Origin of the sequence: Aeromicrobium alkaliterrae, from assembly GCF_039529015.1 — a bacterium.
Lineage (GTDB): Bacteria > Actinomycetota > Actinomycetes > Propionibacteriales > Nocardioidaceae > Aeromicrobium > Aeromicrobium alkaliterrae.
Genome location: NZ_BAAAME010000004.1, coordinates 1,119,637 through 1,142,153 on the forward strand (window position 1 = coordinate 1,119,637; position 22,517 = coordinate 1,142,153).

Genomic DNA, 22,517 nt, shown 5'->3' on the forward strand with positions numbered 1-22,517 from the left:
GGGGTGCGGCGGCGTCGTGGAAAAGCGGTGTTACTTGGCGGCGGCCTTGAGCTTCGAGCCGGCGCTGACCTTCACGCCGAAGCCGGCGGGGATCTCGATCGTCTCGCCCGTGGAGGGGTTGCGACCGGTGCGGGCGGCACGCTCGACGCGCTCGACCGAGAGGATGCCCGGGATGGAGACCTTGTCGCCGGCGGCGACGGCCTCGAGGAGGACGTCGGTGAACGACGACAGCACGGAGTCGGCGACCGTCTTGGTGGTGCCGGACTTCTCGGCGAGGGCCGCGACGAGGTCACTGCGGGAAATAGCCACAACTGCTCCTAGAAATGGTGGATCTGGATCGGCCTCAGTCTAGGGAGCCGCACTCTGTTGCCAACCACCGGGCCCTGCGTGTTGCCCGAATTTTCGGCGTTTTTCAGGTCCACCGACCTGGCGAGCGCCGGTCGCGGTAGCGCACGACGAGCTCGCGGTACTCCTCACGCGGCACCTCGACGACGCCCAGGGTCGCCAGGTGGTCGGTCCGCCACTGCACGTCGACCAGCCCGCCGCGCATGCGTCGGCACAGCTCGACGACCGCAGCCTTCGACGCGTCGGTCGCGTGGTGGAACATCGACTCCCCGGCGAACAGGTCGCCGATCGCCAGTCCGTAGAGGCCGCCGACGAGGCGGCCGTCGGCCCAGACCTCGACCGAGTGCGCCCAGCCCAGCTCGTGCAGGCGGACGTAGGCCTCCCGGATCGGTGCGTCGATCCACGCTCCCGGACGGCCCGGATCGGCACAGGCGTCGATGACCTGCGCAAACGCGGTGTCGACGGTCGTCGTGAAGCCGCGCAGGGACCGGCGCAGGGACCGACTGACGTGCACCTGCTCGGGCCAGAGGATCCCCCGCTCCATCGGCGACCACCACAGGGGAGCGCCGCCGTCGTCGCCCATCGGGAACATCCCGGCGCGGTACGCCGCCACGATCGTCGCCGGCGCGAGGTCGGCGCCGCCGACGACGCAGTCGACGGGCGGCAGCGTCACCTGGTCGCCGAGCTCCGGGAACTGCCACGGCGACGGGGGGAGCGGGGTGGGTCCGTCCGTCGGCTCAGTCATGCGACAGCACCCGCGTCAGGTGGTGGACCGGACCGACGCCCCACTCCGACCACTCCGCGGCCGACGCGCTGGAGAGCGCGCGCCACCACGTCAGGCAGCGGTGCACCGACTGGGTCGTCCACGTCGCCGACAGGTCGTCGGCGAGGTCGTCGGGGGTCAGGTCCCACTCCGCGGCGTACGCGGCGAGCACCGGCTCCCACCGGACGTCGCCCTCGTCGGCGTCGATCACGCCGCGCGGGACGGCCAGCACCTCGAGGGCGTGGGCCCACTGCGCGTCGCCGAAGTCGAACAGGCGCAGCCCCTCGGGAGAGGCGAACACGTTGTCGGTGTGGAGGTCACCGTGCTGCAGGGTCGACGGCAGGGGCGAGGCGACGAGCCGGGCGGCGGCCGTCTCGACACGGGGGCGCTGGTCGCGCAGGTCCGACGCCACGCCGGCGTCGAGGTGGCACGGGTGGTCGGGCTCCAGCTCGGCGAACAGCGTCACGAAGCGGTCGAACAGGTCCACCGTGCGCGACGGTCGGCAGTCGGGCAGACCGGTCGCGAGGATCGCGTCTCCGTGGCGGGCCAGCCGTTGCTGCAGACGGGCGACGCGCGCCATCAGCGACTGCCAGTCGGCGGTCGTCGCGGCCCGCTGCTCGCGCCAGGTCGGGCCGTGGTCGACGTCGAGGATCCAGCCGCGGGCGGCGTCGACGGCCACGGGGCGGGCGACGTCGTCCGGGGCCAGGTCGGCCAGGAGGGCGTGGAGTCCGGCCTCGTAGGCCGCACCCGGCGGCAGCGCCTTGAACCAGTGGCGGCCGCGCGACGTCTCGACGCGCAGCTGCGTCGACCAGGGACGGATCCGCGGCTGCTCGACCGACACGATCTCGGCTCCGTCGAGGTGCGCGGCGATCCACGACCGGGCCGCCTGGTGCCACGGCTCCTCGGCGACCTCGAGGGAGAACGCCCGGTCCATGCCCTGACGCTAGCGCCAAACCCAGCCACCGGTGGTTGAGGTGAGCGCTCCGAGGCTCGCTCGTTCCGGGTCCTGAGGTGCGAGGAACGAGCCTCGAAGGGGGCTCGCACCTCAGGGCCCGGAGAGGGTCCCGCCCTCTGAGGTGTGAGGAACGAGCCTCGAAGGGGGCACCTCAACCACCGGGCGTTGAGGCCGGTGGCTACAGCCGGCGGTCCTTGAGCTCGGTCGCGGCGTACTGGCCGACCTGTCGGGTCTGGTACGCGTCGGTGCCTCCGGCGACGACTCCGCCGACGCCGGGGATGCGGCGGGCCATCAGCGTCACGGCGCGGCGTCCGATCGTGCGAGCGACGAGCTCACCCGTGAGCTCGCTGGCGATCAGCCGGTCGAGCCCGGGGTCGTGGACCTCGGCCGTGGCGATGCCCATGGGGTACGCCGGCAGGCTGTGGCGCTTGACGAGCTCCTTGACCTTGTCGGGCCCGAGCATGCAGCCCAGGATCGCGTTGCGGACGCGGGGGTCGTCGAGGTCGTAGCCGCGCAGGTGCGCGATGCCGGCGACGAGGTGCGCCTGCAGCAGCGTCACGCCCGCGACGTTGGCCGGCACGCTGACGGGGACCGTCGCGATGCCGCCGAGGTTCGTGACGAATCCCTGCGCTCCGGCGAGGACCACGTGGGTCCGGGTCAGCGTGGCGATGGCCTGCTCGACGTCGCCGTGCGCGTCGACCATGTGGGTCGTCGCGGACTCGGCGGCCGAGCGCAGCGGACCGATCCCGTCGATCGCCTTGTCGAGGGCCTGGCGCACGAAGCTCCAGCCCACCTTCGGTGCCGCCTGTGCACCTGCGGCCGCGGCCAGCTTCTTCCCTGCTCCCATGCCGCGAGTCTAGGAGCGGGTCGGGCCCGGCGCTCGGTGGTCGCCGCCCCCGGAGCGGTGAGCCAGCAACCTCTCGGACCAGCGATGAGGTTGCCTGCTCACCGCCCGGCGGCGGGAGCGGTGAGTCAGCAACGTCTCGGACCCCGGTTGAGGTTGCCTGCTCACCGCTCTCGCGGGCCGGGCCCCGGACGGCCGACAGGCCCCCACATGCGCGAAGGGGGGCCTGTCAGGAGAGGTCCCGGCTCGGACCGTGGTCGACGCCGGTCCCTCGAACCTATGGCTTTTCTGTGCGGGCGCAACTCGAACGTGAGGCAACCCTCATGTCGTTGCCTCATGTGCAACCAGTTGCCTATGCATCGAGTTGCGTACTAAGGTGCTCGCCATGGCACTCGAGCACGCGATCCTCGTCTCGCTCGCGGAGCGGTCCGCGAGCGGCTACGAGCTGGCGCGCCGCTTCGACGCCTCGATCGGGCACTTCTGGCGGGCCAGCCACCAGCAGATCTACAAGGTGCTGGGCCGCATGGAGTCCGACAAGCTCGTCGAGTCGCACCTCGTCGCGCAGGAGAGCCGGCCCGACAAGCGGGTCTACGCCATCACCGCCGAGGGCCGCGAGGAGCTCGCCGCCTTCACGCGGACCCCGACCGGACCCGAGGTGCTGCGCAGCGACCTGGCCGTGAAGCTGCGGGCGCTGCCGTTCGGCGACCGCGACGCGATCGTCGCGTCCGTGCGCCAGCGGCGGGCTGACCACGCAGCGACCCTCGCCGGCTACGAGGCCAGCGCCGCGCGGTTCTACCCCGACCCCGCAGCCGTGCCGGCGGAACAGCTCGGTGCCTGGCTCGTGCTCAGCGGCGGCATGCGCGCCGAGCGCGGCGGCCTCGAGTGGTGCGACGAGATCCTTCAGGCGCTGGGGGAGCGGCGATGAGCCAGCAGGCTGCGCACGCCGATCACCAGCACGATCACGCCCAGCGTCATCGCGGTGCCGATCAGCACCGCGTGCACCCAGAAGAACGCCTGCGGCGCGCTCGACCACGCCTCACCGGCCCACGCGCGGTCGTCGTCGACGATCGCCTTCGCGAACCGCGGCCAGATGACCACGTTGAACACGCCCGCCACGACGAGCATCCATGCCGACAGCCTCGAGATCACGCCCCCATGAAACAGGAGCACCCCCGATGAGCGAGTACCCGCACCTGCTGAGCCCCCTCGACCTGGGGCACACGACCCTGCGCAACCGGGTCATCATGGGCTCGATCCACTCCAAGCTCGAGGACCGCGCGAAGGACGTCCCCAAGTGGGCCGCGTACTTCGCCGAGCGGGCCAAGGGGGGCGTCGCGCTGTCGATCACCGGCGGCATCTCGCCGAACCGCACCGGCTGGCTGCTGCCGTTCGGCGGCACGATGAACTCGGGCCGCATCGCCGACCGCCACCGCCCCGTGACCGACGCGGTGCACGAGCACGACGGCAAGATCGCGATGCAGGTCCTGCACGCGGGCCGCTACGGCTACCACCCCTTCGTCAAGGGGGCGTCGACCCGCAAGTCGCCGATCTCGCCCTTCAAGCCGCGCGCGCTGAGCACCAAGGAGGTCGACCAGACGGCCACCGACTTCGCGAAGGCCGCGAAGCTCGCCCGCCGGGCCGGCTACGACGGCGTCGAGATCATGGGCTCCGAGGGCTACCTGATCAACCAGATGCTCGCCGCCCGCACCAACACGCGCACCGACGCGTGGGGCGGCAGCGCGGCCAAGCGCATGCGGTTCCCCGTCGAGATCGTCAAGCGCACGCGCGAGCTCGTGGGCGACGACTTCATCGTCCTGTACCGGATGAGCCTGCTCGACCTCGTCGACGACGCCCAGTCGTGGGAGGAGACGGTCGAGCTCGCGCACCTCCTGGAGGAGGCCGGGGTCAGCATCATCAACACCGGGATCGGCTGGCACGAGGCCCGCGTGCCCACGATCGTCACGTCGGTCCCCCGCGCCGCGTTCGCGCCGCTGACCGCGCGGCTGCGCGCCGAGGTCTCGGTGCCCGTCGTCGCGTCCAACCGCATCAACACCCCCGAGATCGCCGAGCAGATCCTCGCCGACGGCCAGGCCGACCTGATCTCGATGGCGCGTCCGCTGCTCGCCGACCCCGACTTCGTGCGCAAGGCCGAGGAAGGTCGCGCCGACGAGATCATCACGTGCATCGCGTGCAACCAGGCGTGCCTCGACCACACGTTCAAGAACCAGCGCGCGACCTGCATGCTCAACCCGCGGGCGGCGTTCGAGACTGAGCTCGTGCTGCTGCCCACGCGCACCGTCGAGCGCATCGCGGTCGTCGGAGCGGGACCCGCGGGCCTCGCCGCGGCGGTCGAGCTGGCCGGCCGGGGACACGAGGTCGAGCTCTTCGAGGCCGCCCCGGAGATCGGCGGGCAGTTCAAGCTCGCGATGGAGATCCCGGGCAAGGAGGAGTTCAAGGAGACGATCCGGTACTACCGCCGCATGCTCGAGGTGCGGAACGTGAAGGTGCACCTGAGCACGCGAGCCACGGTCGCGGACCTGACGGGCTTCGACCAGGTGGTCGTCGCCAGTGGCGTCGAGCCGCGCGTCCCGACCATCCCGGGCATCGACCACCCGAGCGTCGTCACCTACCAGCAGGTCATCGGTGAGGGCGCCGCTGTGGGCGAGACCGTCGCGGTGCTGGGCGCCGGCGGCATCGGCTTCGACGTCAGTGAGTTCCTGCTGCACGATCCCGACGAGTCGGTGGAACAGTGGCAGGAGCGCTGGGGCGTCGTCGACCCGTCGCTCGAGGTCGACGGCGGCGAGCGCGGCGGCCTCGGCACCAAGCTCCTCGCCCCGCCGCGCCGGAAGGTGTACCTCCTGCAGCGCAAGACCTCCGACCTCGGCAAGGGCCTGGGCAAGACGACGGGCTGGGTGCACCGCCAGACGCTGAAGGACTCCGGCGTCGAGATGATCAAGGGCGTCACGTACGACCGCATCGACGACGAGGGACTGCACCTGACGCACGACGAGCGCGAGCTGCTGATCAAGGCCGACACGATCGTGCTCTGCACCGGTCAGGAGTCGGTGCGCGACCTCGTCGACGGGCTGGCCGAGGCCGGCGTGACCCACCACGTGATCGGTGGCGCCGACGTCGCCGCCGAGCTCGACGCGAAGCGCGCGATCAAGCAGGCCACCGAGCTCGCCGCCCGCCTCTAGCCCCCGCCGCGGCCGCGGATTCCCACGAGACCGCTCGTTTCTTGCGTCGAGCGCATGAAGTTTCGTGCGCTCGACGCGGGATTTCGACGGTCTCGTGGGAATCCGCGCCGGGGGGCGGGGGGCGGGTCAGAGCTGGGCGACCTCGTGCTCGAGGACGTCGGCGAACTTCGCCCGAGCCTTCGCGCGAAGGGTCGGCAGGTGGCCGGACGACCAGAGCTCGTCGCCCGGCTCGACGTCGCGCAGCAGCGACTTCGCGAGCGTGAACACGTGCACCTCGGTCGGGCCGTCGACCATGCCCATGACCTGGGCGTCGACGAGCATCTTCGCGAACGGCAGCTCGTTCGACATGCCGAGCGCACCGTGCAGGTGCATCGCCCGGGCGACGACCGAGTGGTAGACGTCGGGCATCGCGACCTTCACGGCCGCGATGTCGCCGCGCACCGCGCGATAGTCCTGGTGCTTGTCGATGAGCCACGCGGTGCGCAGGAGCAGCAGGCGGAACTGCTCGAGCTCGATCCAGCTGCGGGCGATCGCGTCCTGCGTGAGCTGGGAGTCGGCGAGTCGCCCGTTGCGCAGGCGGCGGGAGACCGCGCGCTCCAGCATCAGGTCGAGGGCCTTCCGCACCTGCGCGACCGTGCGCATGCCGTGGTGGATGCGTCCGCCGCCCAGGCGCGTCTGAGCGATCGCGAATCCCTCGCCCGGCTGTCCGAGCAGGTGGTCGGCCGGCACGCGCACGTCGGTGTAGCGCAGGTAGGCGTGGCTGCTCTCCTCCGGACCCTCGGTCCCGACGCCCGCGTCGCGGACGATCTCGAGGCCGGGAGTACCGGCCGGGACGATGAACATCGACATGCCGCGGTGCGGGTCCACCTCGGGGTCGGTCACGACCATGACGAGGAAGAACGCCGAGTGCCGCGCGTTCGACGAGAACCACTTCTCGCCGTTGATGACCCACTCGTCGCCGTCGCGCACCGCCCGCGTCGTGAAGAGCGTCGGGTCGGCGCCCGCGTGGGGCTCGGTCATCGAGTAGCAGGACGAGATCTTCGAGTCGAGGAGCGGCTGCAGGTACGTCGCCTTCTGCTCCGGCGTGCCGTACTTCGCGAGGATCTCGGCGTTGCCCGAGTCCGGCGCCTGCGTGCCGAACACCGTCGGCGCCCACCGCGACCGACCGAGGATCTCGTTGAGGAGCGCGAGCTGGAGCTGGCCGTAGCCCTCGCCGCCGAGCTCGGGGCGCAGGTGGCACGCCCACAGGTGCTGCGCGCGAACCTGCTCCTGCAGCGGCCCGAGGATGCGGTTGGCCACCTCGTCGGACTTGTCGTAGGGATCGCCGAGGACGAGGTCGAGCGGCTCGACCTCCTCGCGGACGAACGCGTCTGCCCAGTCCAGCTTGGCCTGGAACTCAGGATCGGTCTCAAAACTCCACATGGGTCAGCTCTCTTCGTCGGGGTCGACAGGTTCGGGGGTGTGCAGGTCGGGATCGGACAGCAGGACGACACGGGTCGGGCTACCGCGTCGTGAGGCCAGGAGGTCGTAGCCCTCCGCTGCGTCGGCCAGGGGGAGGGTCGCCGAGACCGTGCCCTCGATCGTGAGGTCGCCGCGCTGGACGTGGTCGACCAGCGCGACGAGGTCGTCACGGCCGTAGCCGTACGAGCCGACGAGCGACCACTCCTGCACGACGAAGGGCTCGAGGCGCTGGGCGAGCTCAAGGCGGCCCGGGCCCACTCCCATGACGACCGCGGTGCCGCCTCGGCGCAGCGAGCGCAGGGCCTGCTCGACGACCGGCACCGCACCGACGAACTCGAGCGAGGCGTCGACCGGACCGTGCTCGGCGCGGATCCGGGTGGCGACCCGCGGGTCGAGGCCGTCGAACACGGCCGAGGCGCCGAAGGCGAGGGCACGCTCCCGGGCCACCGGGTCGATGTCGACGCCCACGACCCGCGCGCCGTACAGCTGGCGCGCGATGATCACGGCGTGCAGGCCCAGGCCCCCGAGGCCGAAGATCGCCACCGAACCGCCGGCGCGCAGGCCACTGCGACGCAACGCCCGGAACGGACCGGCCACGGCGTCGGCGAGGACGGCTGCCTGCGCGAAGTCCAGGCTCGGCGGCACGGGCACGAGGTTGCGCCCCGGCACGACGACGTAGTCGGCCTGGGCGCCGTCGACACCGACGCCGAGGACGACGTGGTCGTCGCAGCGGTGCCAGGATCCGTCGGCGCACGCGTCGCACGCGTCGCAGCCGATGATCGGGTTGATCAGGACGCGGTCGCCCTCCACGAACCTCTCGACGCCGGCGCCGACCTCGGCGACCTCGCCCGCGGCCTCGTGCCCCAGGGTCAGGGGCAGTCGGGGCACCGCGACGTCACCGTCCAGCACGTGCAGGTCGGAGCCGCAGATGCCGCACGCCCTGACGCGCACCAGTACCTCGTCCGGCCCGGGCCGGGGCGTGGCCACGGACTCCACCACCGGCGGTTGCCCAGGAGTACGGACGCGGACGGCGCGCATCCTGTCCGTCGATTGATTCAGTCGCATTATGTGGTGGATAATACACACGCATTACTGATCTGCTAGTCTGGAGTCCTGCAGAGGAGGACGATGTACACCGACAAAGTCGTCATCGTGACCGGCGGGAGCCGGGGGCTGGGCCGCGCCATGTCGCTGGCCTTCGCGGCCCGCGGAGCCCACGTCGTGGTCGCCAGCCGCAAGATCGAGGCGTGCCAGGAGGTCTGCGACGAGATCATCGAGCTCGGCGGACCCCGGCCGCTCGCCGTCGCCGCCCATGCCGGGTCGTGGGACGACGCCGACGCGCTCGTCGCGCAGACGCTCGAGACCTTCGGGCGCCTCGACGTCCTGGTCAACAACGCCGGGTCCTCGCCGCCCTACCCCTCGCTCGAAGAGCTCTCGCGCGAGCTCGTCGACAAGACGATGGCCCTCAACCTCGTCGGTCCGCTGCGCCTGACGATCCGTGGCGCCGAGGCGATGCGGGAGACCGGGGGAGGTGCGGTGCTGAACATCAGCAGCACCGCGGCCGTCCAGCCCGAGGCCTACGACCTGCCGTACGCGATCGCCAAGGCCGGCCTGCACACCATGACCACCGGGTTGTCGCGCGCGCTCGGACCCACCGTGCGGGTCAACACGATCATGGCCGGGCCGTTCGACACCGACGTGACCTCCGCCTGGTCGCAGGACACGTGGGACCGCGTCTCCGGACAGGTCGCCCTCGGCCGTCTCGGCCGTCCCGAGGAGGTCGCCGCCGCAGCACTGCACCTCTGCAGCGACGAGGCCGCCTTCACGACCGGCGCGGTGCTCAAGATCGACGGCGGCATGGCGTGGTCGCCGGCATGAGCCCGGAACGTGACGGTGTCGTCGACCCGGCGTCCACCGGTCAACGTCTGCTCGATGCCGCCGAGGAGCTCTTCGCCCTCCACGGCAGCGAGTCCGTCAGCCTGCGCCAGATCAGTCGCCACGCAGGTGCCGGCAACGTGCTCGCGGTGCAGTACTGGTTCAGCGACCGCGACGGGCTGGTCCGTGCCGTGCTCGACCGGCACCACGACGCGATCGACGACCAGCGCCACGCCCTGATCGACGGGATCGACCCCACCCTCGGGTCCGAGGACCGCGTCCGAGCCCTGAGCCGCGCGCTCGTGGTGCCGTGGGCGGCCGAGCTCGAGACCGGCGCGCGAGGTGCGGGGTACCTGCGCCTGGTCTCGGACCTGCTGCACCGCCCCGAGCCGTCGATCGAGCCGTGGCGTGCGGACGACCCCGACAGCAGCATGGTGAGGTGGCGCGACGCGCTGGACGAGGTCCTCGACCCGCAGGTCGTCGCCCTGCACCGCCGATTCCGCGTCGCGCGATTCGTGATCAGCGAGCTGAGCCACCGGGCTGTCGCCCGCTCACGCACGCAGGACCCGCTGTTCGTGAGCCAGCTCGTCGACATCGTCGCGGGCATGCTGCAGGCACCCGTCTCCGCCGAGACCGCCGCACTCGTCGAGCGACAGGCGGACTGAGCGTGGACCTGGCCGGCCTCGACAGCGATCACCTCTCCGCTTGGCTCGAATCCGTGGGGGTCGAGGGCCAGCTGACGGACGGACGGCCCCTGAGCGGGGGCACGCAGAACCTGATGCTGGTCCTGACCGTCGGAGGCCGTCAGGTCGTGCTTCGCCACCCGCCGGTGCACCGGCGTGAGCACAGCAACCGATCCCTGGGCCGCGAGATGCGGGTGCTCGGTGCGCTCGCCGGGACCGACGTCCCGCACGCGCCGCTGATCGGCGGTGCCGAGGACTCAGCCCTCCTGGGTGGGGCCACCGCCTTCGTGACCGGGTTCGTCGAGGGGTTCAACCCCGGTGACGACGCCGGCCCGGCGGCATACGCCGACGCCGAGTGGCGAACGGCGGCCACGCTGGACGTCGCGGTCTCCTTCGCCCGGTTGGGCGACCTCGATCCCGACGCGCTCGGCCTGGCCGGGCTCGGTCGGCCTGACGGATTCCTGGAACGCCAGATCGACCTCACGGTCCGGACGTGGGACACCGTCGCCGCCGAGAGCGGGTCGACGGTCGACGTCCTGGGGATCTGCTCCTGGCTGCGCTCGACCCTGCCCCCGGCGTCCCGGCCCGGCATCACGCACGGCGACGCCCACCTCAACAACGTCCTGCTCGCCGTCGACGCGCCTCGCACGGCCGCGATCGTCGACCTCGAGATGGTCACGGTGGGCGACCCGCTCCTCGACCTCGGGTGGCTGCTGGCGTGCTGGCCGGACGAGGACGAACCGTTCACCGGCGCCGCGCTGGCCGAGCGTGGTCCCGTGGCCGAGCGCGACCGTCTCGTCGAGGTGTACGCCACCGCGAGCGACCGGGACGTCGACCACCTCGCCTGGTACACGGCCCTGGCCTCGGTCAAGCTTGCCGTCCTGCTCGAGACGACCTACGTCCGCTCGGTGCACGGGCAGGCACCGGTCGACATCGGGCAGCGGCTCCACCGGGCCGCCGCCCAGCTCCTGCAGCAGGCCGACCTGCTGCGTCGAGGCCGGCCGCCCCATCGGTGACCCACGGAGCTCACGCCTCGACGCGCACCACCACGTCCGCGGGTAGCGCACGAGACGTGCGGAACGCGTTCGCCGGATGGTCCGGATCGGCCCGGCCGAGCGAGACCGCGCAGACGACGAGCCGGTCGTCCGGCAGTCCGAGCACCTCCCGGACCGGGGTCGAGCGCATCGCGATCGCCGCCTGCGCGATCGTCGCGACGCCCTCGGCCGTCGCCGCGTTGAGCACGTTGGCCACGTAGGCACCGCAGTCCACCGCACCGTAGGTGCCCTGGGAGGAGTCCGTCGTGACGATCGCGACGTGGGGTGCCCCGAAGAAGGTGTAGTTGAGCATCGCCTGACGAGCCCGGGCCTCCCGGTCCGACCGCTCCACGCCGACGGCCTCGTAGAGCGCGAAACCGGCCTCGCGCCGCCGGTCCTGGTAGACGCCGACGTACTGCTCGGGCATCGGGAGGTCGGAGGACTCGGGGTTGTCCCGCACGTCGTCGACGAGCCGTTGCGACAAGCGATCTCGGGCGGCCCCGGAGACCAGGTGCACCTGCCAGGGCTGGGTGTTGCACCAGGACGCGGTGCGCTGGGCGACGCCGAAGATCCGGTCGAGGACCACGTCGGGTACAGGATCCGCGAGGAATCCCCGGCAGCTGTGCCGAGCCGTCAGGAGCGCGGCGAGCTCCGCCGCCGCACCCTCTCCGCGGTCAGGCATCGGTCTCGATCATCACCACGACCTGGCCCGACACCTCGCGGGCGAGCACCGCGCGCAGGCGGTCCGGGACCTCGTCCAGCGTGCAGGTGTCCGGGTCGACCTCCCGGCCGTAGTCGCCAGCGGCAACCCGTTCGAGGACCTCGCTCATGACGGCCTGCCCCTCGACCAGGTCCCGGGTGATCGCGAAGCCCAGGTCGACCCCGGTGATCCGGCGGTTGCCGATCAGCACCCGGTTGGCACCGAGCCGGGGGATCGTGCCCGAGGCGAAGCCCAGGACGAGCAGCTCCCCCCAGGGCGCCAGGAGCTTGAGCGACTCCGTCGCGAGGTCACCGCCGACCGGGTCGACCACGACGTCGACACCACCGGGCGCCAGGCGGCGAACGGCCTGGGTGAGCGTCTCGTCCGCTCCCGGGCCCACGACGACGGGCTCCGCGCCCAGCCGCTGAGCCGGCGCGAGCCGCTCGGACCTGCTGCCGACCGCCAGGACGCGCGCGCCGGAGGCGCGCGCGACGTCGACCGCGGCGGACCCGATCGCGCCGCTGGCCCCGAGGACGAGCACGACCTCGGTGCCCGACAGGGGCCGACGGCGCGTGAACGCGAAGTGCATCGTGCACCAGGCCTCCAGGACGGCCGCCGCCAGGACGTCGGTCACCGCGTCCGGCACGGGGACCAGCAACGCGGGGGCGAACTGGGCGTGGGTCGTCCAGCAGCCGCCGGAGAGCCGGGTCGTCGCGACCCGCTCGCCGCGCGAGAGTCGCCCGTCCGGGGAGTCGGCGAGCAGGACCCCGACCCCCGTCGTCCCGGGGACGAAGGGGACCGGTGGCGGGACCTGGTACTGACCGCCGGCCAGGACCGCGTTGACGTAGCTGACGACGCTGGCCCTCATGGCGACCGGGATCTCGCCCTCGACCGGCTCCGGCGCCGCGCCCGCCTCCAGGACGAGGTTCGCCAGGTCACCGAGCTCATGGGTCACGACACGCTTCACGTTTCCTCCGTTGATGATGGGGACATCGGTGTGGGGGCTGCTGCGGCGGCGCCGCAGAGATGACTCTTCTTTATCGAACGCTCGCTCTTGCTCGGCCGACTCCGCAGCGCCTACAGTTCGACGCTGTGCCGCATCCCGTGGTCGGCGTAGCATCCACGGGGCACCGCACCACCGAACCGGGAAGAAGGCGGCCATGGCAGGCAAGGCGAGAAACGGACGGGCAGCGATCCTCGACTCCGCCACTCGGCTCTTCACCAAGGTCGGCTACCACGGGACGTCGATCCGCGACATCGCCTCGGACGCGTCGCTCACGGTGCCGTCGATCTACTACCACTTCGCCTCGAAGCAGGAGATCCTGCAGCAGATCATGGTCGGGATCCTCGAGGAGGTCCACGCCGAGACCATCGAGGCGCTCGAGAAGGCCGACGACACCGCCACCGCACGGCTCGAGGCACTCGTGCGGCTCTGGATCCTGTTCCACATCCGCCGGCAGAGCCCGGCCACGGTCGGCGCGAGCGAGATCCGCAGCCTCGACGAGGAGGGGCTCACCAAGATCGTCGACCTGCGCGACCGGCAGGAGCGGTTGTTCCGCACCGTCGTCGCCGATGGCATCGAGTCCGGCGAGTTCGAGACCCCGCACCCTCTCGAGGCGGCCCGCGCGATCATCAACATGGGACGCTCGATCGTGTCGTGGTACCGGCCGAACGGTCGGACCGGCGCCGACGAGCTCGCCGACCAGTACGCCGAGCTGGCGCTCGCGATGGTGCGAGCCCGGCCGAGCCAGGACTAGTCCCGGGCCCGACCGGGCCGTGCGTCGTGTCATCTCACATGCCCAGGTAGGCCTTGCGGATCTCGTCGGACTCGCGCAGCTCGTCGGCAGGACCCTCGGCGACGATGCGGCCCCGGTCGAGCACGTACGCCGACGACGCGAGTCGCAGGGCCGCGTCGACGCGCTGCTCGATCAGCAGGACACCGGCTCCCGTCTCGTCGGCGATCATGCCCACGAGCCGCAGGACCTCGGAGCTGAGCCGCGGGCTCAGACCCAGGGAGGGCTCGTCGAGCAGGAGGTAGCGCGGACGCGAGGCGGCGGCCCGGGTGAGGGCGACCATCTGCTGCTCACCGCCCGACAGCAGCCCGGCCCGCTGGTTCCACCGCTCGCGCAGGATCGGGAAGCTGTCGAGGAGCTGGTCGACGACCTCGGTGTCCGCGTTGCGGCCACGCGCCGCCTGACGGCCCATCGCGATGTTCTCGGCGACCGTGAGCTGCCCGAACAGGCGCCGCCCCTCGGGCACGTGCACCAGGCCGGACTTCGCTCGTCGCTCCGGACGCAGCCCGTCGATCGGCGTCCCGTCGACCTCGATGCTGCCGGCGGACAGGCGCAGGAGGCCGCTGATGGCCTTGGCCAGCGTCGACTTTCCCGCGCCGTTGGCTCCCACGACCGACACGATCGTGCGCGACGGCACCTCGATGCTGACGTCCTCGAGCACCGGCATCCGCCCGTACCCGGCCGCGGCACCCACGACACGCAGGCTCATGACCCCTCCTCCACGGCGACGCCGAGATACGCCTCGACCACGGCGGGATCCGCCAGGACCTCGGCAGTGGAACCGTGCGCCAGGACGACACCGGTGTTCATGCAGGTGACCTCGTCGGAGACCTGGGTGACCAGGTCCATGTGGTGCTCGACCAGGATCAGGGACAGGCCTCGGTCACGCAGGCGGATCAACAGCTCGCCGAGCACCGACGTCTCGGAGGTGTTGAGGCCGGCGGCCGGCTCGTCGAGGATCAGGAGCTTCGGTCCGCTGGCGAGCGCCCGCGCGATCTCGAGCGCGCGCTGCTTGCCGTAGGACAGGTTGCCCGCCTCGAGGTGTCCGTGCCCCGCGAGCCCCACGAGCTCGAGCAGCTGCTCGGCGCGCTCCCGCATCTCGGCGTTGCGCCGGTACTGGCCCGGGAGCTTCAGCCAGGCGCGCCAGAACGGCATCGTGCCGGTGTCGAGGAATCCCGCGAGGACGTTCTCCTCGACCGACTCCTCGGCGAAGATCAGCGGCGTCTGGAAGGTCCGGGCGACACCGCCACGGACGATCCGGTGCGTCGGCCAACGATCGATGCGCTGACCCTCGAGGACGAGCTCGCCCTCGTTGACCGCGTAGACGCCCGTGACCAGGTTGGCCAGGGTCGTCTTGCCGGCACCGTTGGGTCCGATCAGGGCGTGCACCGTGCCACGGCGGACCGTCAGGTCGACCCCGCCGACGGCCGTCAGGCCGCCGAACCGTCGCACCGCTCCGCGCACCTCGAGGAGGTTCTCGCCCCCGCCGTCGGTCGGCACCGACAGGACGGCGTCGGCGACCGCGTCGCTGGAGCGGGCGAGCTCGGAGCCGTCGTCCGCGCCGGTCTCGACCTCGGACGGCTCCTCGGTGCCCCGGTGCGTCAGTCTCACGAGGCTCCCGACGATGCCGTGCGGCAGGAACGCCAGGGTCAGGACCAGCAGCAGGCCGATCAGGCCCGGCGTCGAGAGGTACCAGCTGTCGCTGATCGAGCGCTGGGCGTCGACGACCGGGACGAGCACGTTGGTCTGCTGCAGGATCACGATGACCGCGGCACCGATCACCGGGCCGACGACGGTGCCGCCGCCCCCGAGGATGACCGCGAGCACGATCGTGATGGACAGGAAGATGTCGAAGGTCTCGGGCTGCAGGTGCGCCATGACCTGCGCGTAGAAGACGCCGCCGAGCGCGCCGTAGACGGACGCGACGGCCATCACCACGACCTTGCGCGAGAACACGTTGACGCCGAGGTGGGCCGCGAGGTGCTCGCTCGTGCCGATGGCCCGCAGCGAACGGCCCCACGCCGAGCCGACCGCGTTGCGGTAGCCCAGGAAGACGATCGCGGCGACGAAGACGATCGCGATCACGACGGTCACGGCGGTGCCCGCGAACAGCGGCGGCTCGAGCGTGAGGCCGAAGATCTCGACGGGGTCGATCAGTCCTGAGCCGTGGTCGAGGGCGTTGGGGTAGCCGGAGAGACGACCGAGCGGACGCCACTCGACGAGGATCTGCTCGACCAGGATCGCGACGACCAGCGTGATCATCGCGAAGGCGGGGCCACGCAGGCGCATCGAGCAGACCGCCAGGACGGCGCCGATCGCACCGGCGGCGACCAGGGCGACCAGGATCGCCAGGAGCGGGCTGAGGTCGCCGTCGACCAAGAGCCACGCGCTGGCGTACGCACCGACCGCGAAGAAGGCGCCCTGGCCGAGCGAGACGAGCCGGACGTAGCCGACCAGGAGGTTGAGGCCCATAGCGGCGATCGCGATCGCGCCGAAGTAGCCGACGATCTGCAGGTTGGCCAGTGTCGGACCCTCGCCGCGGAGCGCCGTGGGCACGACGAGCGCGGCCAGGGCGAGGGCGACGATCGCCACGACGAGGTCGGTCCGCGCCTCGGCCGCGCGGGCCTGGGTGCGAAGACGGTGGATGAGAGCGTTCACAGCTTGGCCTCCATGCGACGGCCCAGGAGGCCTTCGGGGCGAACGACGAGCACGCCGATGACGAGGAGCAGGCCGATGATGCTGCCCCAGAGCGAACCGATCTCGTACGACGCGATCTGCACGACGACGGCGTAGATCGCCCCGCCGACGAGCGGACCCCAGAACGAGGTGAGGCCACCGATCACGGCGACCGCGAACGCGGAGACCAGGATCGGGAGGCCGAGGTGCGAGCTGACCCCGACCTCGGCGGCCCAGAGCACACCCGCGAGACCGGCGAGAGCCGAGGCCCCCGCGTAGGCGTAGGCGCCGACCCGCCGGGGTGAGACGCCCATGAGCGAGGCCGTCTCGGCGTCCTCGGCGACGGCCCGCATGAGCAGGCCGCTGGACGTCCACTTCGACCCGGCGACGAGCACGAGGGTCACGATGATCGCGAGGACCGTGATGAGCAGGGCCTGCGCGTTGATGTTGGCGCCCAGCAGCGTCTTCGGCTCGCTGATCCGGCCGAAGCCGAGTCGCTGCGGGTTGGCGCCGTAGGCGTTGGTGAGCAGGTTGACGAGGACGTAGGACAGGCCCACGGTGCTCAGCAACCAGCGCGTGTCGTGCTCGCCGTGCGAGAACGGCACGACGAGGAACCGGTACGTCAGTGCTCCGAGGACCCCCACCGCCAGCACGGCGATGACGATCTTGCCGGGGCCGGGGAGCCAGGTCCAGCTCCCCAGCCCGAGGCCGATGAACGCCGCCACGGCGAGGAACTCACCTGAGGCGAAGTTGATGGTGCGCGTGGTGACGAAGGTCAGCACGATGCTCTGGCCGACGAGGGTGAACAGGCCACCCAGCACCAACCCGCTGATGACGGCGTCCATCGAGGACTCTCTCTTCTCTGTCGGAGGGATCAGGCGGTCACGTCAGCTGACGAAGTCAGCCAGCGTGCCGCGGTTCTCGAGGGTTCCCGAGGCGTCGAACCCGAGCACGAACCAGCCCGAGGCCTCCTCGGGGTCGTACAGCTCGTGGTCGTCCTTGCTGAACGGGTTGGGGTACACGTCGTCCTTGACCGTGATCTCCTCCAGGCCCTCGATCGCCTCGCGGATCGCGTCGAAGTCGCGCGCGTCGCCGACCTCGGACACGGCCTGCAGGTACGCGTCGACCGCGGCGTAGACGCTGTGGACGTTGGTGGGCAGGATCGGCGGCTCGCCGTACTCGGCCTCGTACTCCTCCGAGATCGCGGTGATCGACGAGCCGGTCAGGTCGCGGGTGTCGACGAAGACCAGGTTCTCCCACTGCGCCGGGTCGGCGAGCTCGGAGAAGTCGGCCAGGATCGTCGCGTTGGTCACGACGAGCTTGGCGCCCAGGTTCTCCTGCGCCATCGCGCGCGTGACCGTCGCGGTGTCGCTGCCCGAGGTGATCGCGAGGAACACCGTGTCGACGCCGGCGGCGCGCAGGCGGGCGATGCCCGGACCGAAGTCGGTCGCGCCCGGCTGGATCGCCTCGACGGCGGCGACGTCGTAGCCGGCCGCCTCCGCCTGGGCCTCGATGGTCTCGGCGCCGCTCTGGCCGTAGCCGTCGGCGGAGTGGATCACGCCGACCGTGCCGCCGCCCGAGAAGAGCAGCTCGGTCACGACGGTCGAGAGGTCGGTGTTGCTGTAGTTGGTGCGGAAGGCCCAGTTCGGGTCGGCACCGTTCTCGATGATCTCGTCGGCGAGCGCCGGGGAGAACACGGGACGGCCGGTGCGCTGGATGACCTCGCTGACCTGGAGCGCGTTGCCCGACTGCGGCGGGCCGAAGATCACGTCGACGTCCTCGTTGTTGAGCAGGCGCTGCACGGCGATGGACGCGCCGTCGGGGGTGCCCTGGTCGTCGGCCGTGACGATCTCGACGTCGACGCCGTACTTCTCCGAGAGCTCCTTGACGGCCAGCTCGGTCGGGCGCACGAGGTCGGTGTAGAACTGCGGCGCCGCACCGGTCTCGGGACCGACCAGTCCGATCTTCACCGTCGTGCCGTCGCCGGACGAACTGGAGTCGTCGCCCCCGCTGCACGCAGCAAGGACGAGCGTGGCGGCCACTGCCACCGCAGCCAATCTCTTCATGGGATCTCCTACATTTCTCGCGTCCGGGGCGGACGTGACGTCGATCACCCTAGGGACGTCGAGCGGCGAAAGCAATACCTAACGTTCGATAAAGTTTTTTGCCATCTGACGCGCTCCTGACCTTGACCAGCAGTACTCGGCCACCTAGGGTCCCTTTACCGAACGTTCAGTCAGAATGGAGCCCGGGATGCTGTTCCCCGACCACCATGCGGATCGCCGTCCCGAGGCGCCCGCGTACGTCATCGACGGAGTCGCAGTCGACTACCGCACGATGGTCGACAACTCGATCCGCACCGCCAACCTGATGCGCGACATCGGTCTGGTCCCCGGCGACGTCGTCGCGATCCTGCTGCCGAACGTGCCGGGCCTGCTCGACATCGCGTGGAGCGCCCAGCGCTCGGGTCTGCGGTACACCTCGGTCGCGAGCCACCTCACGGCCGAGGAGATCGCGTACATCCTGACCGACAGCGGCGCCAAGGTCGTCTTCACGTGCACCGCACTGGCCGACGTGGCAGCGGCAGCCATCGCCATGGTGTCGCCGACCCCGCTCGCGGCGTTCTCGATCGACGGCGAGGCGGCCGGCCTTCCCGACCTCCGACCCGCACGCGACGCCCAGCCTGCGGTCCCGAACGGCCCGGAGTCCGAGGGCGTGGACCTGCTCTACTCCTCTGGCACCACGGGCCGGCCCAAGGGCGTCGCCGCGACCCTCGGCCAGGCACCGCTCGGCACCCTCAGCGGCACCGCGCCGTTCCTCATCAACACGTGGGGCTTCGACGAGTCGACGGTCTACCTCTCGCCCGCTCCGATGTACCACTCGGCGCCACTGCGGACCAGCATGGCCGTCCAGCGCATGGGCGGCACGGTCGTGATCATGCCGAAGTTCAAGCCCGAGCCGGCGCTCGAGCTCATCGCGAAGCACCAGGTGACCCACACGCAGATGGTGCCGACGATGTTCGTCCGCCTGCTGCAGCTCGACGACGAGGTGCGGCTCGCGCACGACGTGTCGTCCCTGCGCGCCGTGATCCACGCCGCCGCTCCCTGCCCGCCCTCGGTCAAGCAGGCCATGATCGCCTGGCTCGGGCCCATCGTCGACGAGTTCTACTCCTCGACCGAGGCGCCGCTGGTGACCCTGATCCGCTCCGAGGAGGCGCTCGCACGCCCCGGCTCGGTCGGGCGACCCGTGCTCGGCACGCCCCACATCTGCGACGACGAGGGCAACGTCCTGCCGGTCGGCACCCCGGGCACGATCTGGTCCGAGGGGGGCGTCGACTTCGAGTACCTCAACGCGCCCGAGAAGACCGCCGCGACGCGCAACGAGCTCGGCTGGCGCACCGTCGGGGACCTGGGGTACCTCGACGAGGAGGGCTTCCTCTACATCTCCGACCGGCGCGACGACCTGATCCTCGTGGGCGGCGTCAACGTGTACCCCCAGGAGATCGAGAACGTGCTGATCGAGCACGCCGCGGTGCAGGACGTCGCCGTGATCGGGGTCCCGGACCTCGAGTACGGGCAGCGCGTCGCCGCCTTCATCACGCCGAACCCCGGGCACGAGGCCTCCGACGCCCTGGCCCAGCAGATCATCGCCGACACCGCCGACCGGCTCTCGCGCGTCAAGCAGCCCCGCATCGTCGAGTTCGTCGACGAGCTGCCCCGCACCCCCACGGGCAAGCTGCTCAAGCGCGTGCTCCGCGAGGAGTACAAGGCCGAGAGCCGATGAGCACGACCGACCTGCCCGGCATCGACCTCGACGTGCTGACGTCCTACCTCGGCACGCGCGTCGACGGCGGTCTGGCGGGTCCGCTCCAGGGCGAGATCATCGCCGGTGGGCGGTCCAACCCCACCTACGCGCTCACCGACGGCGACCGCTCCTGGATCCTGCGCCGGCCCCCGCTCGGCGACGTGCCGCGCGGCGCCCACGACGTCTCGCGCGAGTTCCGCGTGCTCCGTGCCCTCGGCCCGACCGACGTGCCGGTGCCCCGCACCGTCGCGTGCGAGGCCGAGGCGGGTGTCCTCGAGGCGCCGTTCTACGTCATGGACCGGATCGCCGGACGGACCCTGCGCACGCAGGACGACACCGGGACGCTCACGGTCGCGCAGCGCCGCGGTCTTGCCGACGCGATGCTCGACACCCTGGTGACGCTGCACGAGATCGAGCCCGCCGCAGTCGGGCTCGACGGCTGGGGCCGTCCCGAGGGCTACCTCGACCGGCAGCTCGCCCGGTGGCGACGCCAGTGGCACGCGATCAAGACGCAGGACCACGCCGGCGTCGACGTGCTCTTCGACCGGCTCGACGCCGCCGTCCCGCAGACGCGGTTCGCCGGCATCGTGCACGGCGACTACAAGATCGACAACGTCCTGGTCGACCAGGACGACCCGTCCCAGATCCGGGCCCTGCTCGACTGGGAGATGGCGACGCTGGGCGACAGCCTGGCCGACCTCGGGATGCTCGTGAGCTTCTGGGACGAGCCCGACCGGTTCCACAACCCGATCACGGCGGGGGCCACCGCGCAGCCCGGGTTCCCGAGCGCGCACGACATCGTCGAGGGCTACGCGCGCCGCCGCGACATCGGTCTGGACGAGGTCGACTGGTACATCGTGTTCTCCGACCTGAAGGTCGCGGTCATCCTCGAGCAGATCCACGCACGCCACCTGCGGGGCGAGACCGTCGGCGACGGCTTCGACGGCATCGGTGCGATGGTCGCCCCCCTGATCGACCGCGCCCGTGACCGTGCCGCCGCCTCCGCGCTGCGCTCGCTCCGCGTGGGCTGACCCCCGTCCCCCACGACCACCACACCACCAGGAGTGACATGACCACCGACCCGTTCTCGGCGCTCGACCTGACGCCGTCACCTGCGGCCCAGGCGCTGCGCGACCAGCTCGTCGCGTTCATGAACGACGAGGTCTTCCCCGCCGAGGCGGAGTACCACGCGTACCGCGCGGAGCGGGGTCCGCAGGACCACACGCTCCCGCCGGTGGTCGAGCGCCTGAAGGCCAGCGCCCGCGAGCGCGGGCTGTGGAACCTGTTCCTGCCGGCCGAGTCCGGCATCTCGCAGCTCGACTACGCGGGCCTCGCCGAGATCACCGGATGGAGCCTCGAGATCGCACCCGAGGCGATCAACGGCCAGGCCCCGGACACCGGCAACATGGAGCTGCTCCACCTGTTCGGGACCCCCGCACAGAAGCAGGAGTGGCTCGAGCCGCTGCTCGACGGCACGGTGCGCTCGGCCTTCGGGATGACCGAGCCCGAGGTCGCGAGCTCCGACGCCACCAACATCCAGACCCAGATCGTGCGTGACGGCGCCGACTACGTGATCAACGGCCGCAAGTGGTGGACCAGCGGGGCGGCCGACGAGCGAGCCAGGCTGCTGATCGTCATGGGCAAGACCGACCCGGACGCCGAGCGCCACCGCCAGCAGTCGATGATCCTCGTCCCCCGCGACACCCCGGGCGTCACGATCGTCCGCGACGTCCCGGTGTTCGGTCGGCACGACCAGCACGGTCACTGCGAGGTCCTCTTCGAGGACGTCCGGGTGCCCGCGAGGAATCTGCTCGGCGAGGAGGGCTCGGGGTTCGCGCTGGCCCAGGCTCGCCTCGGACCAGGACGCATCCACCACTGCATGCGCGCCCTCGGCGCGGCCGAGCGGGCGCTGCAGCTCATGGTCCAGCGCGCTCAGCGGCGCACCGCGTTCGGGCGTCCCCTCTCGGAGCAGGGGCTCGTGCAGAGCAAGATCGCCGAGGCCCGCATTGCGATCGACCAGGCCCGCCTGCTGTGCCAGCACACCGCAGCCGTGATCGATGCCGAGGGCAACCACGCCGCGCGCACGCTGGTCTCGATGGCGAAGGTGTCGGTGCCGCGGGTCGCCCTTCAGGTGATCGACGACGCGATCCAGGTGCACGGGGGCGCCGGGGTGAGCGACGACGTGCCGCTCGCGGCGATGTACGGCTGGCACCGGGCGATGCGGATCTTCGACGGTCCGGACGAGGTGCACCTGCGCACGATCGCCGGCACCGAGCTGCGCCAGAGCCCCGTCCTCACCCCCTAGCCGGCCTCCCGCCCCGTGAGGTGTGACGAGGCACGAGGAGCCGCGAATGGGGGAACGCAACCACCGGGGGTGACGGTGACCC

General features: G+C 71.3%; 22 protein-coding genes. 9 read left to right on the forward strand and 13 right to left on the reverse strand.

Features of this window, described 5'->3' with window-relative positions; translation table 11 throughout:
• Positions 1 to 30 precede the first annotated feature (30 nt).
• The 4 genes from ABD127_RS13455 to ABD127_RS13470 form a co-directional block, all read right to left on the reverse strand.
• A complete protein-coding gene (locus ABD127_RS13455) occupies positions 31 to 309 on the reverse strand; it encodes an HU family DNA-binding protein (protein WP_425545814.1) in 279 nt (92 codons plus the stop codon).
• A gap of 103 nt (positions 310 to 412) precedes the next feature.
• On the reverse strand, positions 413 to 1,090 hold the full coding sequence (gene aat / locus ABD127_RS13460) for a leucyl/phenylalanyl-tRNA--protein transferase (RefSeq protein WP_344202428.1): 678 nt from the start codon (positions 1,088 to 1,090) through the stop codon (positions 413 to 415).
• Entirely contained in the window at positions 1,083 to 2,042 is a 960-nt protein-coding gene (locus ABD127_RS13465; protein ID WP_344202430.1) for a phosphotransferase, read from the reverse strand. Before ABD127_RS13465 ends, aat begins: the two co-directional genes overlap by 8 nt.
• Positions 2,043 to 2,241: 199 nt before the next feature.
• Positions 2,242 to 2,910: an EcsC family protein gene (locus ABD127_RS13470; protein ID WP_344202432.1), complete on the reverse strand. Its 669-nt coding sequence runs from the start codon at positions 2,908 to 2,910 to the stop codon at positions 2,242 to 2,244.
• Positions 2,911 to 3,292: 382 nt separating this feature from the next.
• Between ABD127_RS13470 and ABD127_RS13475 the strand changes: the two genes are divergently transcribed.
• A complete protein-coding gene (locus ABD127_RS13475; RefSeq protein WP_344202434.1) occupies positions 3,293 to 3,832 on the forward strand; it encodes a PadR family transcriptional regulator in 540 nt (179 codons plus the stop codon).
• Here the strand turns inward: ABD127_RS13475 and ABD127_RS13480 are convergent.
• On the reverse strand, positions 3,808 to 4,056 hold the full coding sequence (locus ABD127_RS13480) for an SCO4848 family membrane protein (RefSeq protein ID WP_344202435.1): 249 nt from the start codon (positions 4,054 to 4,056) through the stop codon (positions 3,808 to 3,810). The genes ABD127_RS13475 and ABD127_RS13480 overlap by 25 nt on opposite strands.
• A gap of 26 nt (positions 4,057 to 4,082) precedes the next feature.
• On the opposite strand from ABD127_RS13480, the gene ABD127_RS13485 reads away from it, so the two are divergent.
• A complete protein-coding gene (locus ABD127_RS13485) occupies positions 4,083 to 6,104 on the forward strand; it encodes an FAD-dependent oxidoreductase (RefSeq protein WP_344202436.1) in 2,022 nt (673 codons plus the stop codon).
• A 126-nt stretch (positions 6,105 to 6,230) separates the two neighbouring features.
• Here the strand turns inward: ABD127_RS13485 and ABD127_RS13490 are convergent, their stop codons facing one another.
• On the reverse strand, positions 6,231 to 7,526 hold the full coding sequence (locus ABD127_RS13490; RefSeq protein ID WP_344202438.1) for an acyl-CoA dehydrogenase family protein: 1,296 nt from the start codon (positions 7,524 to 7,526) through the stop codon (positions 6,231 to 6,233).
• A gap of 3 nt (positions 7,527 to 7,529) precedes the next feature.
• Positions 7,530 to 8,630 carry an alcohol dehydrogenase catalytic domain-containing protein gene (locus tag ABD127_RS13495; protein WP_344202440.1) on the reverse strand — a complete coding sequence of 367 codons (1,101 nt, stop codon included), beginning with the start codon at positions 8,628 to 8,630 and terminating at the stop codon, positions 7,530 to 7,532.
• Positions 8,631 to 8,693: 63 nt separating this feature from the next.
• Here ABD127_RS13495 and ABD127_RS13500 point away from each other — a divergent pair, with 63 nt between their 5' ends.
• From ABD127_RS13500 to ABD127_RS13510, 3 genes are read left to right on the forward strand one after another with little or no spacing between them, the layout of a single operon-like run.
• Complete coding sequence (locus tag ABD127_RS13500) at positions 8,694 to 9,443, forward strand: SDR family NAD(P)-dependent oxidoreductase (RefSeq protein WP_344202442.1); 750 nt, start codon at positions 8,694 to 8,696, stop codon at positions 9,441 to 9,443.
• A complete protein-coding gene (locus tag ABD127_RS13505) occupies positions 9,440 to 10,105 on the forward strand; it encodes a TetR/AcrR family transcriptional regulator (RefSeq protein WP_344202443.1) in 666 nt (221 codons plus the stop codon). Before ABD127_RS13500 ends, ABD127_RS13505 begins: the two co-directional genes overlap by 4 nt.
• A 53-nt stretch (positions 10,106 to 10,158) precedes the next feature.
• The gene (locus ABD127_RS13510) at positions 10,159 to 11,139 is read left to right on the forward strand and encodes a phosphotransferase family protein (protein ID WP_344202445.1); all 981 of its coding nucleotides are present in this window, start codon (positions 10,159 to 10,161) and stop codon (positions 11,137 to 11,139) included.
• A gap of 10 nt (positions 11,140 to 11,149) precedes the next feature.
• Here the strand turns inward: ABD127_RS13510 and ABD127_RS13515 are convergent, their stop codons facing one another.
• Both ABD127_RS13515 and ABD127_RS13520 read right to left on the reverse strand, forming a co-directional pair.
• On the reverse strand, positions 11,150 to 11,839 hold the full coding sequence (locus ABD127_RS13515; protein ID WP_344202446.1) for a nitroreductase: 690 nt from the start codon (positions 11,837 to 11,839) through the stop codon (positions 11,150 to 11,152).
• On the reverse strand, positions 11,832 to 12,824 hold the full coding sequence (locus ABD127_RS13520) for a zinc-binding dehydrogenase (protein ID WP_344202448.1): 993 nt from the start codon (positions 12,822 to 12,824) through the stop codon (positions 11,832 to 11,834). Before ABD127_RS13520 ends, ABD127_RS13515 begins: the two co-directional genes overlap by 8 nt.
• A 193-nt stretch (positions 12,825 to 13,017) precedes the next feature.
• On the opposite strand from ABD127_RS13520, the gene ABD127_RS13525 reads away from it, so the two are divergent.
• Positions 13,018 to 13,614 carry a TetR/AcrR family transcriptional regulator gene (locus ABD127_RS13525; RefSeq protein ID WP_344202450.1) on the forward strand — a complete coding sequence of 199 codons (597 nt, stop codon included), beginning with the start codon at positions 13,018 to 13,020 and terminating at the stop codon, positions 13,612 to 13,614.
• A gap of 34 nt (positions 13,615 to 13,648) precedes the next feature.
• Here the strand turns inward: ABD127_RS13525 and ABD127_RS13530 are convergent, their stop codons facing one another.
• From ABD127_RS13530 to ABD127_RS13545, 4 genes are read right to left on the reverse strand one after another with little or no spacing between them, the layout of a single operon-like run.
• Complete coding sequence (locus ABD127_RS13530; protein WP_344202452.1) at positions 13,649 to 14,359, reverse strand: ABC transporter ATP-binding protein; 711 nt, start codon at positions 14,357 to 14,359, stop codon at positions 13,649 to 13,651.
• Positions 14,356 to 16,308: a branched-chain amino acid ABC transporter ATP-binding protein/permease gene (locus tag ABD127_RS13535; protein ID WP_344202453.1), complete on the reverse strand. Its 1,953-nt coding sequence runs from the start codon at positions 16,306 to 16,308 to the stop codon at positions 14,356 to 14,358. Before ABD127_RS13535 ends, ABD127_RS13530 begins: the two co-directional genes overlap by 4 nt.
• Complete coding sequence (locus ABD127_RS13540; protein ID WP_344202454.1) at positions 16,305 to 17,171, reverse strand: branched-chain amino acid ABC transporter permease; 867 nt, start codon at positions 17,169 to 17,171, stop codon at positions 16,305 to 16,307. Before ABD127_RS13540 ends, ABD127_RS13535 begins: the two co-directional genes overlap by 4 nt.
• A 42-nt stretch (positions 17,172 to 17,213) precedes the next feature.
• Positions 17,214 to 18,392, reverse strand: a complete 1,179-nt coding sequence (locus ABD127_RS13545; protein ID WP_344202456.1) for an ABC transporter substrate-binding protein — start codon at positions 18,390 to 18,392, stop codon at positions 17,214 to 17,216.
• A 187-nt stretch (positions 18,393 to 18,579) separates the two neighbouring features.
• On the opposite strand from ABD127_RS13545, the gene ABD127_RS13550 reads away from it, so the two are divergent.
• The 3 genes from ABD127_RS13550 to ABD127_RS13560 are packed head-to-tail and all read left to right on the forward strand — an operon-like array spanning position 18,580 to position 22,435.
• Positions 18,580 to 20,109 (forward strand): AMP-binding protein, encoded by a 1,530-nt coding sequence (locus ABD127_RS13550; protein WP_344202458.1) that lies wholly within the window; start codon positions 18,580 to 18,582, stop codon positions 20,107 to 20,109.
• Complete coding sequence (locus ABD127_RS13555) at positions 20,106 to 21,161, forward strand: phosphotransferase family protein (protein WP_344202460.1); 1,056 nt, start codon at positions 20,106 to 20,108, stop codon at positions 21,159 to 21,161. The genes ABD127_RS13550 and ABD127_RS13555 overlap by 4 nt, the downstream gene beginning before the upstream one ends.
• A 38-nt stretch (positions 21,162 to 21,199) precedes the next feature.
• Positions 21,200 to 22,435 carry an acyl-CoA dehydrogenase family protein gene (locus ABD127_RS13560; RefSeq protein ID WP_344202462.1) on the forward strand — a complete coding sequence of 412 codons (1,236 nt, stop codon included), beginning with the start codon at positions 21,200 to 21,202 and terminating at the stop codon, positions 22,433 to 22,435.
• Positions 22,436 to 22,517 lie beyond the last annotated feature (82 nt).

Excerpts from the sequence above, each read along its gene's own strand:
- aat (WP_344202428.1), bottom strand. The coding sequence starts at position 1,090 with ATGACTGAGCCGACGGACGGACCCACCCCGCTCCCCCCGTCGCCGTGG.
- ABD127_RS13465 (WP_344202430.1), bottom strand. The coding sequence starts at position 2,042 with ATGGACCGGGCGTTCTCCCTCGAGGTCGCCGAGGAGCCGTGGCACCAG.
- ABD127_RS13470 (WP_344202432.1), bottom strand. The coding sequence starts at position 2,910 with ATGGGAGCAGGGAAGAAGCTGGCCGCGGCCGCAGGTGCACAGGCGGCA.
- ABD127_RS13475 (WP_344202434.1), top strand. The coding sequence starts at position 3,293 with ATGGCACTCGAGCACGCGATCCTCGTCTCGCTCGCGGAGCGGTCCGCG.
- ABD127_RS13485 (WP_344202436.1), top strand. The coding sequence starts at position 4,083 with ATGAGCGAGTACCCGCACCTGCTGAGCCCCCTCGACCTGGGGCACACG.
- ABD127_RS13490 (WP_344202438.1), bottom strand. The coding sequence starts at position 7,526 with ATGTGGAGTTTTGAGACCGATCCTGAGTTCCAGGCCAAGCTGGACTGG.
- ABD127_RS13495 (WP_344202440.1), bottom strand. The coding sequence starts at position 8,630 with ATGCGACTGAATCAATCGACGGACAGGATGCGCGCCGTCCGCGTCCGT.
- ABD127_RS13500 (WP_344202442.1), top strand. The coding sequence starts at position 8,694 with ATGTACACCGACAAAGTCGTCATCGTGACCGGCGGGAGCCGGGGGCTG.
- ABD127_RS13505 (WP_344202443.1), top strand. The coding sequence starts at position 9,440 with ATGAGCCCGGAACGTGACGGTGTCGTCGACCCGGCGTCCACCGGTCAA.
- ABD127_RS13515 (WP_344202446.1), bottom strand. The coding sequence starts at position 11,839 with ATGCCTGACCGCGGAGAGGGTGCGGCGGCGGAGCTCGCCGCGCTCCTG.
- ABD127_RS13525 (WP_344202450.1), top strand. The coding sequence starts at position 13,018 with ATGGCAGGCAAGGCGAGAAACGGACGGGCAGCGATCCTCGACTCCGCC.
- ABD127_RS13530 (WP_344202452.1), bottom strand. The coding sequence starts at position 14,359 with ATGAGCCTGCGTGTCGTGGGTGCCGCGGCCGGGTACGGGCGGATGCCG.
- ABD127_RS13540 (WP_344202454.1), bottom strand. The coding sequence starts at position 17,171 with ATGGACGCCGTCATCAGCGGGTTGGTGCTGGGTGGCCTGTTCACCCTC.
- ABD127_RS13545 (WP_344202456.1), bottom strand. The coding sequence starts at position 18,392 with ATGAAGAGATTGGCTGCGGTGGCAGTGGCCGCCACGCTCGTCCTTGCT.
- ABD127_RS13550 (WP_344202458.1), top strand. The coding sequence starts at position 18,580 with ATGCTGTTCCCCGACCACCATGCGGATCGCCGTCCCGAGGCGCCCGCG.
- ABD127_RS13555 (WP_344202460.1), top strand. The coding sequence starts at position 20,106 with ATGAGCACGACCGACCTGCCCGGCATCGACCTCGACGTGCTGACGTCC.
- ABD127_RS13560 (WP_344202462.1), top strand. The coding sequence starts at position 21,200 with ATGACCACCGACCCGTTCTCGGCGCTCGACCTGACGCCGTCACCTGCG.